This is a genomic window from Scytonema hofmannii PCC 7110 (assembly GCF_000346485.2).
GTDB lineage: Bacteria > Cyanobacteriota > Cyanobacteriia > Cyanobacteriales > Nostocaceae > Scytonema > Scytonema hofmannii.
Window position 1 is genome coordinate 10,845,823 of the sequence record NZ_KQ976354.1, and the last position, 14,548, is coordinate 10,860,370.

Annotated in this window: 4 protein-coding genes; all 4 read right to left on the reverse strand. The window is 39.8% G+C overall.

Annotation, left to right across the window (positions count from 1 at the left end; all coding sequences use genetic code 11):
- Positions 1 to 131 precede the first annotated feature (131 nt).
- A complete protein-coding gene (locus WA1_RS45695) occupies positions 132 to 1,328 on the reverse strand; it encodes an ATP-binding protein (protein WP_017744231.1) in 1,197 nt (398 codons plus the stop codon).
- Entirely contained in the window at positions 1,325 to 7,891 is a 6,567-nt protein-coding gene (locus WA1_RS45700; RefSeq protein ID WP_272819367.1) for a hybrid sensor histidine kinase/response regulator, read from the reverse strand. Before WA1_RS45700 ends, WA1_RS45695 begins: the two co-directional genes overlap by 4 nt.
- A 51-nt stretch (positions 7,892 to 7,942) precedes the next feature.
- Entirely contained in the window at positions 7,943 to 11,431 is a 3,489-nt protein-coding gene (locus tag WA1_RS45705) for a response regulator (RefSeq protein WP_017744233.1), read from the reverse strand.
- Positions 11,432 to 11,533: 102 nt separating this feature from the next.
- On the reverse strand, positions 11,534 to 14,533 hold the full coding sequence (locus WA1_RS45710; protein ID WP_017744234.1) for a response regulator: 3,000 nt from the start codon (positions 14,531 to 14,533) through the stop codon (positions 11,534 to 11,536).
- Positions 14,534 to 14,548: the final 15 nt, after the last annotated feature.

Here is a 14,548-nt window from a genome sequence, read left to right on the forward strand (position 1 = left end):
AGTGACCAGTGACCAGTGACCAGTGACCAGTGACCAGTGACCAGTGACCAGTGACCAGTGACCAGTGACCAGTGACCAGTGAGTAGTGACAAGTGACCAGTGACCAATGACCAGTGACCAGTGACCAAGAGTCAGCTACACTTAGGAATCGTAAAGTAAAATGTAGTTCCTTCTCCTAGCTGTGATTCAGCCCAGATACGTCCCTGGTGACGTTCCACAATCTTCTTACAAATAGCCAAACCAATGCCAGTACCGGGAAATTCTGTGCGGGTGTGAAGACGTTTGAAAATTTCAAAAATACGGTCAAGATATTGAGGTTTGATCCCAATACCGTTATCTCGCACTGAAAACAACCAATGCCCATCTTTTAACTTAGCAGCAATGTGAATTTCAGGAGGTTCTTTTTGACGAAATTTAATAGCGTTACCAATAAGATTTTGAAATAACTGGACTAACTGGGTCTTGTCACCAGCAATTGTGGGTAAGGGATCGTGGGAAATGTTAGCGTTGCTCTCGGCGATCGCAACCTGCAAATTTTTCATTACCTGATGCAATACGCCATTAAGGTCTATGGGTGTAAATTCTTGACCGCGAGAACTCACGCGAGAGTAAGCAAGCAAGTCTTTAATCAATTGTTGCATCCGAGTTGCCCCATCCGCAACCAAATCCATGTATTCTAGGGCTGTCCCATCTAAACGGTCTTGATATTCATCGATTAAAAGTTGGGTGTAACCCGTCACCGCCCTTAATGGTTCTTGCAAATCGTGAGCAGCTACATAAGCAAAAGTTTCTAACTCTTGATTTGAGCGTTTCAACTCAGTTGTGAGTTGTTCGAGTTTGCGTTCTGCTTCCAATCGCTCAGCAATTTCCTGTTGGCGTTTGTAGTTTTCTTTTTGCAGTAAACCGTTTTGCTCAATTAATTTCTTGTGTAACAATTGGATAGCCAGTTGGTTTTTGACGCGAACTAAAACTTCTTCCACCTGAAACGGTTTGGTGATGTAATCTACTCCACCAACATTAAAGGCTTTTACCTTATTAAGAGTCTGATTCAGGGCGCTTAAAAAAATCACTGGGATATCACAAGTTTGTGCATTAGCTTTGAACTGTTGGCAAACCTCATATCCATCCATTTCTGGCATTGTGATATCGAGCAAAATTAAATCGGGTGGGTTTGTTTGTGCTGAGAGTAAAGCCAATTCACCATTTTTGGCACATCTTACTTCATAGCCCTCTTGAGCCAAAGTCATAGATAAAAGACGCAGGTTAGTGGGTTCATCATCTACAACTAAAATTTTAGCTCGGAGTTCATCAACAGATATGCCCTTCATAAAAAACTAGCTTGTTGAGTTAAATTCATGATTTGGTCGAAATCAAAGTTATCCACTTTCTGAGTGAGTGCTCGAGCAAGCAAGGCATTTGACTGAGGAATTTGCGTTAGGAGTTCGATCATTTGCTTATCATCAAGTCGAACAGCTGCCTGATGTAACTGTGCTATCCAATCTGCAGGCATGACATTTAAACTTTCTGCTTTTAGCACGTAGATTTTATCTTCTTCCTCTTGCCGATCGCTAGGTGCGGAAGACAGATTGCTCTCGTCGTAAACATAGCCCACACCTAAATGTTGAGCCATTTTTTCCAAAATCACCTCTTCTCGAAACGGTTTCAGGACAAGATCGTCACAACCTGCAGCTAAAATAGCCGTTCGTTCTTCCTCAAATGCATTAGCCGTGAGGGCAATAATCACAGTTGACTGACCCTTTGGCTGTGCTTTGATCTGTTTGGTGGCTTGGTAACCGTCCATAACTGGCATTCGCATATCCATCCAAATCAAATGCGGTTCCCATCTCTCCCATAGAGCCAGCCCTTCTCGACCATTTTCGGCTTCTCGCACCTTAAATCCCAGAGGTTCTAGCAGTTGAACGAGCAGTTGGCGGTTTGTCCATTGATCCTCAACTATGAGAATACGGTACTGTGGTTGGTCTGGTGCTAAAGTGAGGACTCGCCCTCTGTGGATGGGTTGTTCGCTTTGAACGTCTGTGGCTTCAGCTAGCGTTATTGAAATGTCAAACTTAAAAATTGTACCTTGACCGAGAATGCTATTAACAGTAATGTCTCCTCCCATTAACTGCACAAATTGACGGCTAATTGCCAATCCCAAACCCGTTCCTTGGCTTGCTTTTCGCCCCGCTTGAGTCTGTACAAAGGCATCAAACAAAGTATCAAGTTCATTTGGGGCAATACCGAGTCCGGTGTCTTCTACCTCAAAGGTTAGGGATTGGGGACTGAGAAGTGGAGATTGGAGAGGCGTTTTATCAGTCTCTAGACTTACGCGTAGAATCACATGACCCTGGCGAGTAAACTTGAGTGAGTTGCCAAGTAAATTAATCAAAACTTGGCGCAATTTCTGTTCATCTGTCTGCACGTATTGAGGGAGATTTGATGCCCGTTCAAAGAATAACTGCAAATTTTTGTATTTGGCTTGCAATCGTAACATTTCTTCTAAATTATTCAGAAGTTGATGTAGATTGAAGCCACTGGGATTAAAAGACATTCGACCCGCTTCGATTTTCGACATTTCCAGAACATCATTAATTAACTGTAGGAGATGTTCGCCTGCACGATTGATAATTGCCAAAAACTGCTTGTGTTCTGTAGATAGAGAATTATCGCGATTCATGATTTGGCTGTAGCCAAGAATAGCATTGAGGGGAGTTCGTAGTTCGTGACTCATATTTGCCAAGAACTCGCTCTTTGCTCGGCTGGCTGCATCTGCTACATGAACTGCATGTAGTAGTACGGTTTCTGCTTCCTTGCGAGCGCTTATATTTTGGATTTGAGAAACAAAATAAAGTGGTGTTTGCTGGGAATCGCGCACTAAGGAAACACTAAGCAAACCCCAGACAATTTGTCCGTTTTTTTGGATGTAGCGCTTCTCTAGATGGTAGTAAGATATATTACCAGCCAAGAGTTCCTGTACGTTGTTTAGATCGACTTCCAAGTCATCTGGATAAGTAATTTCCTGAAATGTGAGAGACAATAATTCTGCTTCTGGGTAGCCAAACATTTTGCAAACTGAAGGATTTACCGCCAAGAATCGCCCTTCTAAAGAAACAATACACATTCCAACTGCTGTCGTTTCAAAAGCATTTTTAAACTGTTGTTCGCTGCAGCGTAATGCTTCTGTCTGTTCGGCAACTAATTGTGTTAATTTATGCTCGTTTTGGCATACATTAGCATAAAGTTGGGCATTTTTGATAGAAATAGCTGCTTGGGATGCTAATAAATTTAAAACTTCCAATCTGTCGGGAGTAAAAGCACCCGTTGTCAAATTATTTTCCAGATATAAGATAGCAGTTAGTTGTCCCTGATTCAATAGTGGCGCACACAGCACAGATTTTGGCTGTTGTTGAATTATATAAGGATCGTGAGTAAAATTTCCTTGATGAGCGGCGTCATGCAAAACCACACTCTCTTGGGTACGAATGACATAATTAGCGATCGCAGCAGAAATTAACGGAGTTATACTGTTCTCATTTACCGATGTCATCGGAATAGATTGCAAAACCACAGCTTCATCTAAGTTCATATTTCCTACTGCTTCAATATTCCATTGAGATTGCTCCTTTAGAATCAAATATCCCTTTTCTGCACCAGCATTTTCCAGCACAAATCTCATAATTTTTGCTAACAAGACATCCAGTACTATTTCACCTGCCAGAGTTTGTGAAGCTTTGAGAATGCTAGTTAAATCGAGATTTTTTGATTCACTTTTATGAGTAGTAGAAGTAGAAAAAGTTAAAGTAGTATTTTTAGATTTTGTTGGGTTTGTAGTCAAAAAATCAGGATATTGTGCTGCTAAATGCTTGACTTTTGTCAAAGCTTGCCAACGAACATAACCATAATAAGCTCTGGTGATATAAGTTTGAGCGATTTCCTCCATACCTCGGTCTAAGTAAAACTTAGCGGCTAGTTCATAAGCCAAGGCTTCTTCTTGAAAATAACCGTGATTTCTTGCACCTTTAATTGCTGTTTCATAACCATCCATTGCTGCGACTGTTTGAGCCAAAACTCGTGCTTTCTCTGCTTCTATCAAGTCATACTTGTGTTGAAAATTCATGGGAGCATGCATTGCCCAATGATGCATTTTTTCTTGATTTCTATTGACTCGATTCATTAAAGCTGTTTTGTCAGAATTGGGATGCTCAGCAAAAATAGCTAGCTGAGTTAATGAATCATAGAAATGGAATATAGAGTTAACTAACAGTGACAACGCCGCTTGTAAATATTGTTGTGCCATATCCGCATTTTTTTGCGCTTGGCTCAATTCTCCAAATAAATAACAGAGAATCAGTTTATTTAAATAGAATATATGCAACCCTACCTTGTCATCTGCTACCATCAGTATGGGAAGTGCTTGGTTCTCATCATAAGCAGAACCGACTAATTGTATGGGATTTTCCGAGCGTTCTAGCAAGTTCTGAACTGTTTGCCAATAGATAGCTGTCCAATGAAAAGGCATTTCCTGTTTGAGTTTACCAATTGCCTGATTGTAATTAGCTATCTGTTTTTCTAGCTCAAGCAAATCTTGCCCGATAAAAAATGAAAATTGACACCAACCATAAGCACTATAAGCAGCAAATTCAAAATCTCCAGTTTCTAATGTTCCTTTATAAGCCTCAGACAACATGACTAGTGCTTTTTTGATATGTTCTTTCCAGTGGAGAACTTGAGCAAATATAGCAAGAGACTTAGCTATAACTTTTTTATCGGAAAATTTTTGAGCTAAGGTTAAAGATAAATGTCCAAATCTATGACCTAGCTCGATTTTTTGAAGCCCGCCACATAAAGCAACAGCATAAAAAGCATAAGCAAATGCTGACTCTGAGCTATTACCATATTGAATTGATAGATTAACTTTTACTAAAATAATTAGAAAGAAAAGTTCTGGAGCACCTATATATGCAACAGCAGATATACTCTCCAGCATCATTAAAACAGCTGATTTTTCCGGTTGAGTCATTTCGGGTAGGTGAATTAAATCTTCAACTTCCCTATCTGCTAAAAGTAAATCGTTTTCTGAGAGTGCTTGTTGAATATCTAACTGGCTTGGTTTCTCTGGTATAATTACACCTAACCACTGTAGAAATTCTAGAGCTATATGAATTGCACCTTTAAGATCGCTCTGTGCAGTTAAAGCTTTAATTTTGACTTCACAAACTTTTAATTTTTCTAGGTTGGTTTTGGCACAATTGAGAACTGCTAGTGTCAATTGCTCCATCTGCTCAAAATGACAGGATAAATAAGCAGTTTGGGCAGCTTGTGAGTAGAGATTTAATGTAAGATTATACTGTTGTTGCCAACTATCTGCATTGAGAAGCTTGATGCCAATTTGGAAATATTTAAATGATGGCTCATATGCCATAGTAGCTAAAGCTTTTTCACCTGCAATTAAATTCAATTCAGCTATTTTAATTTTTTCTGGTTGTAGATTAATTAGGTCAATAGCTTGATTAAATTGGTCAACAATATCAAAAATCTTTTCTTCTAAATCCTCCTGAGTGGAATTAGCGAGTAGCAAACGACCAATTTGTAAATGAGTCGATTGCTTTTGCGTTTCCTCAATTAAAGAATAAGCTGCTTGTTGGACTCTATCATGTAAAAATTGCAGCCTCACTTCACTAACAAAGCTATCATCTCCGAGTCCCAATAATTTATACTTTTTATTTAAGGAGAACACCAAACCTTCTTGTAAGCCAGGAAAAAGTTCAGTAAAAACTTGACTGGGGTCTTGTTGAGATATTGTTGCCAATGTTAACAAATCGAAGCTATGACCAATACAAGCTGCTAACTTTAAAACAGTCTGAGTTTTTTCTGGCAATTTGTTGATTTTGCCTACCATTAATTCTACTACATTCGCAGTGATGTTTTTGAGTTGGATTTGCCCTATATCCCATTGCCATTGTCGTAATTTATAGTTGAATTTTAACACTTTTTCAACGTAAAGACACTTGAAAAACTCAATTGTGAAAAAAGCATTTCCTTGTGTTTTCTTATAAACTAATTCGGTTAATTGTTGGCAGGATGATTGGGAACAAGCTAAAGTTTCAGCAATTAAAGTGTTGATATCGAGTTTTGTCAGGTTATTCAAGTGAATGAATGAAATCAGCCCTTCTTCTTGTGCGATCTCCTCTAAAGTCATCATCAATGGATGAGTTGCATCAACTTCATTATCTCGATAAGCACCAAGAATGAGGATGTGTTCTAGAGTGCGATCGCTCATAATAATTTTTAGCAAGCTTAATGATGCTCCATCCGCCCATTGCAAGTCATCTATAAATAAAACAAGCGGATGTTCGGCTTGGCTAATCGCTCTGATAAAATTTTGGCAAACTAAATTAAACCGATTTTGGGCTTCAACTGCGCCAACTTGAGCAACAGGAGGCTGTGAACCAAGAATAAATTCCAAGCTAGGAATCACATCAATCAAGATCTGTCCGTTATCACCCACTGCAGCTAAAATTTTCTCTTTCCACTCGTTGAAAACAGAACTGCTTTCACTAAGCAGTTGATTGCACAATTCATTAAACGCCTGACTGATAGCAGAATAAGGAATATTGCGTTGGAACTGGTCAAACTTACCGGAAATAAAATTTCCTCGACGTGCGGTAATGGGTTTGTAAATTTCTCGAACTAAAGCCGATTTACCCACACCAGAGTAACCACCTACCAAGACCATCTCGATTTTGGATTTTGGATTTTGGATTTTGGATTTTAGATTTTGGATTTTGGATTGGTGAGTTGGGGACAACGCAACAGAAACCCGGTTTCTTGGAGAAACCCGGTTTCTCTGTGCAAAATTTTCATCCCTTGCATCCCTTGTATTCCCTGCAACTCCTACTTTCCCTGCATCCCCTGCAACTCTTGCAAATGCTGCGAGTAATTTTGCTATTTCTTGTTCTCTGCCATATAATTTTTGTGGAATTTGAAACTTGTCTGCAATATCTTGCTGACCCAAAGAAAAGGAAACTATTTCACCAGTCGTTTGTAATTGATGCAGACATTGTTCTAAATCTGCCTTCAATCCATAAGCTGATTGATATCGATTCTCAGGGTTTTTTGCCATTAACTTCATGACAATCTCTGAGATGATTGGGGGTATAGGCGCACAGGTATATTCCCCTACCAGTTCGTGCGGTGGTACTGCTTGTTTAGCAATATGACTGTGTACCAATTCAAGAGCATCACTTTTAGGAAAGGGCAATTGTCCTGTCAGAAGTTCATAAAAAGTTACACCCAAAGCATAAAAATCAGTGCGATAATCTATCGAACGATTCATCCGTCCTGTTTGTTCGGGAGACATATAGGCGAGGGTACCTTCTAAGATATTGGGATGGCGAAATGTTTGGTTTTCCCGTGAAAGTACGCTTGAAATGCCAAAGTCAATAATTTTGACTTGTTTAGTAGCTCGGTTGAAGACAATATTGCTGGGGTTAATATCTTTATGAATAACGTTAGCTGCATGAATTGCACCCAAGATTTCGGTAATATCAATTGCCAACCGGAGAAACTCTGATAATGGCATTTGACCGGCAACTTGTAACATGGCTAAGGAGTCGCCACCAAAATCTTCTAAAACTATGATTAAATGTTTTTGCTCATCTAAAAATTTGTAAGCCTCTACCACCCCGGATATTTTCAAGGTGCGAGTTACTTCATATTCCCGCTTAAACCAAGCCAATTGTTCCGGGTTGGGATAAGTCTCTTTAAGCATTTTAAAAATGACAGGTTGTTGATCGGATATCTTATAACCACGATAAATCAATGAATGGCTACTTTCGTACAATTGTTTGGTGATTTGATAACCGGAAATGTTTATCATTTTAAAGGTCACTGGTCACTGGTCACTGGTCACTGGTCACTGATCCTGGTCACTGGTCACTGGTCACTGGTCACTGGTCAAAGACGCTTTGACTCGTTCATATTCTGCCTTAAGTTGTGAACCGAGTGCTGAGGTTCCAACTGTTGTACCATCACGACCGATCGCTTCCAGTTTTTGACAGAGTGTCGCAAGCTGCATTGCGCCAACGCTACCACTTAACGATCGCAAAGAATGGGCTGTACGATGTAAGGTAGCCGCGTCTTCTGATGCGATCGCCTCCCTTATTTTTTGCACTTTTTGCTGTGAATCTTCCAAGTAATTCTCTAGTAACTCTGCCAAAAGGTCATCGTCTCCTATCATCTCTTTTAAAGATTGAAATGCTTGCGCGTCAATGGCAGGGGTGAGAATTTCTGTTGGAGTTGATTCCTCTTCCTCGGTTGTGGGGGTAGAGTTGCGCTTGCGTCTGTAGTTTTCAAACGCTTGGGGGAGACTTTCAGGTCGAATGGGTTTGCTCATATAATCATTCATTCCAGCGTTTAAACATTCTTCCCTATCCCCTTGCATTGCATGAGCAGTCATGGCGATAATCCAAGGGCGTTGAGAAGCTGACCATTCTTGGCAAATCTGGCGAGTTGCTTGCAACCCATCCATTTCCGGCATTTGTACGTCCATAAAGACGATATCATAAGGATGGGAGCGCAAAGCTGACAGCGCCTCTAGTCCATTATTAGCTACGTCAGCCCGGTAGCCCAGCCGCTTTAACATTTGTAAAGCTACCTTTTGATTTAAAGCAACATCCTCTACCAGTAAAATACGTAGCGGTAACTCTTGACTTAACTGTGAATTAAATATAGGTGCTGAGGCATGAGTTGGACGCGTCTTCAGCTGTTGTCCGTTTAAAACACCCACTAATGTATTGTAAAGATGCCATTGTTTGATTGGTTTACTGAGAACAGCAGCAAAGTTCGATTTAGCTTCTAAGTCTTTAGGCGGTAAGCATACGGAAGTTAGCAAAACTAAGGGCAGTTCTTTACAGTTTGGGAGGGAATTAATTTGGGACGCCAAACGGATGCCATCCATTTGTGGCATATACATATCTACGACTGCAAGATCGAATCGGTCTTGTTGCAACAGTTGCAGTGCTTGCAAACCGGACTCAGCACAGGAAACCACCATTCCCCAATTTGAAGCCGCTACGGTGAGAATTTGTCGATTAGTGGCATTGTCATCCACCACCAAAAGCCGTTTTCCTGCAAGATTTGACTGTTGTCCCTGAATGTTATTAGTTTCTAAATCGGGTTTTGAGGGTACTACCAGGGTAAAATAAAATGTTGAGCCAACACCCAAAGTACTTTCTACCCACATTGTGCCGCCCATAATTTCGCTCAAGCGTTTGCTGATGGCTAAACCCAATCCAGTTCCGCCATAGCTGCGATTGATCGAAGCATCCACCTGGCTAAATGGCTTAAACAATCGCTCCATCTGGTCTTGAGAAATGCCAATGCCTGTATCTCTGATAGCAAACTGAATTTCGTATTCTCCGTTCTCAAGTTGTTTTGCCGTCAGAGAAACAACAACTTCTCCCGATGAAGTGAATTTAACCGCATTCCCAAGTAAATTCACTAAAATTTGCCGCACTCGCGTCACATCTCCCACAATCACCGTTGGTGTTTGGGAATCGATGAGGTAGCCCAAGTCTAACTTTTTAGCTTGTGCTTGAGGAACGAGCAAGTCTAAAGCTTCTTCAATGCAATTGTGCAAGTGGAAGGGGTATGCTTCCAAGTCCAATTTGCCAGACTCAATCTTGGAAAAGTCTAAAATATCGTTAATGATAGCTAACAAGGCATCACTGCTGTTGCGGATGGTTTCCACAAAGTCTTGTTGTTGAGCAGTCAGTTCCATACCTAGCAAAAGCCCTGTCATGCCAATGACTGCATTCATCGGTGTACGGATTTCATGGCTCATCATGGCTAAAAACTCGCTTTTTGCTCGGTTAGCAGTATCCGCGTCTCTTTTTGCTCGTTCTAGGGCAAAATTTTTCTGGGTGAGTTCTTTGCTCTGCTTTCTTTCCTGTTCTAAGAGATAGGCGTGTGCTAAAGCAATTCCAACTTGAGTGGCGACAGATTCTAAAAACTCAATCTCATCCTTTGTCCATTTACGGACGCGATCACACTGATGCAATACAATAGCTCCATTGGGTTGTCCCCGATCCGAAGTCCGAATCGCCAGCATTGATTTTAATCCCAATTTTTGAGCAAGAGGTTGAATGGCTGTTAATAATGGGTCAGTAAAAACATCTGAAGAAGCAATGGCTCGATCTTGAGCCAGCATCTGTTGTGCGTGCAGGTTGTTAATGACTGGAACCTCAAGACGCAATGTCGATGTATAGCCCGGTTCTAAATACTCTGCTACGATAGGAATTTGAATTGGTTCTGCAATATAGTTGTGAATTAAACAGCGATTTACACTAAAGTAATTTCCAATTTGAATAGCTGTAGTTTGAAAAATCTGTTTGACATCCAGCGTTTGGCGAATTTCCTGAGTCATTTGTTTCAGCAGCAAAGCACGCTGATACTGTAGTTCCATGGCTATTTGCGATAGCTTGCGCTCAATCTCTCCCCCAGCCCACTGCGCCATTAACTTTAATAATTCTTTGTCTGCCGACTTAAACAGTTTATCTCGCGGAAGCAGAGAACAAAAGCACAGACTCCCGTAAATTTGACCCGCCACTCGAATCCGAGTTCCAATGTAGCATTCCATGCCAAAAGCTTTGTAAGCAGGGTGATTCTGCCAAGAAGAAGCACTTGTATGCTCTATGCTCAAAGGTTCATCACTTGTAAGTGTTTCAAAACAAAAGGTTTCCCTGGGGTTAAAAGAATCTCCCGGTGAAAGAGAATTATCAAATGATTTTGCGACAATGACCTCATAGCGATCGCTATCTATTTGAGACAAAACTGCAAAATCCATCTCAAATGCCTGACAACCCATTACCAATAGATGATAAATACGTTGTTCAAAGTTGAGGTTGCTATTAGCAGCCACCTCGTAAAGCGCCCGCATAGAAGCCTCACTTTTTTGCAATTCTGCCTCTACCTGTTGGCGTTCTCTAATTTCTAGTTCTAGCTGTTGGTTTTGTGCAAGTAGTTGTTTTTGTTGCTGGTGAATGAGGAGTTGATTGGTAATTCGTGCCAAGACTTCTGCTTCTTCAAACGGTTTGATAATGTAATCCACACCACCATGTTCAAATGCCTTAACTTTATCTCCTGTTTCATTTAAAGCACTAATAAAAATGATAGGAATATGAGCAGTTTTGGTATGAGATTTCAAGACTTGACAAACCTCATAGCCATCCATTTCCGGCATAGTAATATCAAGTAGAATCAAGTTAGGAGGTTCTATTTGAGCAGATTGAATTGCCATTTTTCCACTAATGGTCTTTCTGACTTTATATCCTGCTGCCTCTAGCATTCTAGATAGCAAACGTAAGTTATCTGGATTATCATCCACTAGCAAAATATAATTATTTTTATTAGACTCTTGAAATTTTGACATATTTTTCTGTTAGTTGTTAGTTGTTAGTTGTTAGTTGTTATCATCTCTACTCCCTACTCCCTACTCCCTACTCCCTACTCCCTACTCTCTACTCCCTACTCCCTACTCCCTACTCCCTAATTTTGTAATTTTAATAATTGTTTCTATTTGAAAATTATCAACTAAATTTTTTAAAGCAACAGCAAGTTCAAATTGCTCTTGAGGAACTTGATTAAATAATTCCAAGAGTTTGACTTCATCAATCAAAAGTGCGGCTTGATGGACTTCCGCAATCCAGTCAAGAGGCATAACCTCTAAATCCGACGCCGTCAGTTGTTTGTATTGACTGTTAGATTGAGGCGTTGGCTGTTGATTCTCTTCTGCATAAACATAACGCAGATTCAGATACTCCGCCATTTTTTCAAAGACAACACTTTCTTCAAAAGGTTTGGTAACAAAATCATCACAGCCATTCTGTAAACTAGCTTGTCTGTCTTCCTCAAAAGCACTTGCAGTCAGGGCAATGATCGTTGGACTCTTTCCTTGAGTCATCGCTCGAATTTTTCGAGTGGCTTCATATCCGTTCATCACAGGCATTTGCATATCCATCCAAATCAGGTGAGGTTCCCACTCTTTATAAAAAGCCAGGGCTTGCAATCCATTTTCCGCAGAGTACACCTCAAAACCAACAGACTCCAGTAGTTTCACCAAAAGTTGTCTATTTTCTGGGTTATCCTCTACAACAAGAATCCGGAAGATGGGCTGTTCTGGTTCCAAGCTTATGACCTGTTTTGCAATGGTTTTGGAAGGGAGAACATCCACTTCTTTAATTAAAGTTAGTTGAACGCAACAAGTAAAAGTTGCGCCCTGACCTAAAACACTCCGAACAGTCACATCACCTCCCATCAGTCTAGCAAACTGACGGCTAATAGGCAGCCCTAAACCCGTACCTTGCATAAACTGTCGCCCATGTTTAGCCTGTACAAATGGTTCAAAAATAAACGCTAGTTCTTCAGCAGCAATTCCAGATCCGGTATCCTCTACTTTAAATTCAAAAGTAGCCTTATTTTTTCCTATCAAAGAAGAATTTTGGCAAAATACTCTTAACACAACACCGCCCATAGCAGTAAATTTAATAGCATTCCCTACAAGATTTATGAGTATTTGTCTCAGCTTACCTTCATCTCCACACACATATCGAGGAACTTCTGACCCTATCTCAATCGTCATCTTCAACCCTTTATCGGAAGCCTTCAGAGCAAACATTTCTTGTAAAGAATGAATGAAGCGATGTAAATCAAAAACGACTTCATTTAAAGTCAGATGACCAGCCTCAATCTTCGCCATTTCCAAAACATCATTAATTAATGAAAGCAAATACTCACCGCTACGACTGATAATTCCTAAACTTTCTTGGTCTTCTTTTGAAAGACAGCTATTGCGATTCATGAGTCGGGTAAAGCCCAAGATAGCATTTAAGGGAGTTCGCAACTCGTGACTCATCTTAGCTAAGAATTGACTTTTAGCCTGATTAGCAATCTCTGCTTGTTCAGCCGCTTTCTGAAGTGCTGCATGAGAAAACTCAAGTGCCACAAGCATAAGAAGATTCTTCATTTCTTGAGCAACTTCTATATCAAAAGGTTGCCAAGGAAGAGACTTTTCTCGAACCGTTTCTTTCCACAATTCAAATGATTTACGGGGAGATAAGTACAAACTACCATCTAAGTCAGAAGATACAGGCTTATTAGGATAACCCGCCCAATGAACAGTTTGAATTTGCTCTGGTCTAAACCAAATAATATGATAAGACCTCTGATTGAGAAAAATGGAAATAATTAAAATACCGCTAATACCATAACTGAATTTTCTAGCATTAGAATAGATATTGCTTAAAGAATTTGTATAAAAAAGCTCTTGACGATGAGAATTTATCAACCAATTAACAAGTTTTTGCGTCTCAGCCTTAGAAGGAGTTTGACCAAGTAAAGTAATTTTATCTTCTAATAAAATAGCAGCCCCTTGAGCCTGAAATAACTTTAATAAGTTTGACTCATGACGTTGAAAGATATTTCCCAAGTAATTTGACTCATTTGCCAACGCTTGCCTGAGTTGCTCTTGAACAAATTTCACTTTTTGACGATAAAAACTTAAAGTTTTTTCTTGCTGATTAAGGATTTCAATAGAAGCAAATTGTCCGACAAATTCACAAGCTTTGCGAATCTCATAATCAACATATTTAGGAGAATAATTATGGCAAGCAATCAAACCCCAAAGCTTGTTTTCATTGATAATTGAGATAGACATCGAAGCAGCAACACCCATGTTATGTAAATACTCTATATGCATGGGCGATACACTTCTCAATACAGAACCACTCAAGTCAAGCGGTTTATTGGTCAGAGAATTAATAACTGGAAATAATTTTACAGGTTGATAATTAACATCAACAATAACACGCAACCAATTTTCATAGTAAAGTTTTCTAGCTGGAGATGGAATATCTGAAGCTGGATAATGCAGCCCCAAATAACTGTCTAAATCGCTTTGCTTATCTTCAGCAATCACAACACCGCTATAATCTGCTTCAAATTTGTAGAGCATAACCCTGTCAAACTGAGTTATTCTTCTAATTTCTCGTACTATTCTTTGAGATAATTCTGAAAAATCTGATGCACTGCGGATGTGAGAAACTGCACCCTGTAAAATATGATAATAACCTAAAGACGAGACTTTTTCTGTTGGTGAATAAGGTTCCAAATCCAGAATTAAAATTCCATCAGAACGATGAATTGAACTCAAAAAAACTACCGAACCTTGACCATCCTTATCAATTTTTAAGTCGAACAAGTGAACGTCTGCTAAGTTATTCTCTGCCAAAGATTTAGCTATAATATTCACCTGTTCTTCAGGGAATATGTAATTTAAGTTTTGACCAATTAAAGATTCAGCAGAAATCCCAAAAAATTCATCCGTATTTTGGCTGGCTTGCAAAATTTCCAGATGTGGTTCCTGAAGAGCCAAAAGTATCCCATGTGGCTGTATCTGACCGGGAATATGGATGGGTTCGCGATCGCAGTTTGTTAGATTAACTGGTTCTGATGGAATAACTTCGTCAATTTCCATAAAGATGAATTATGA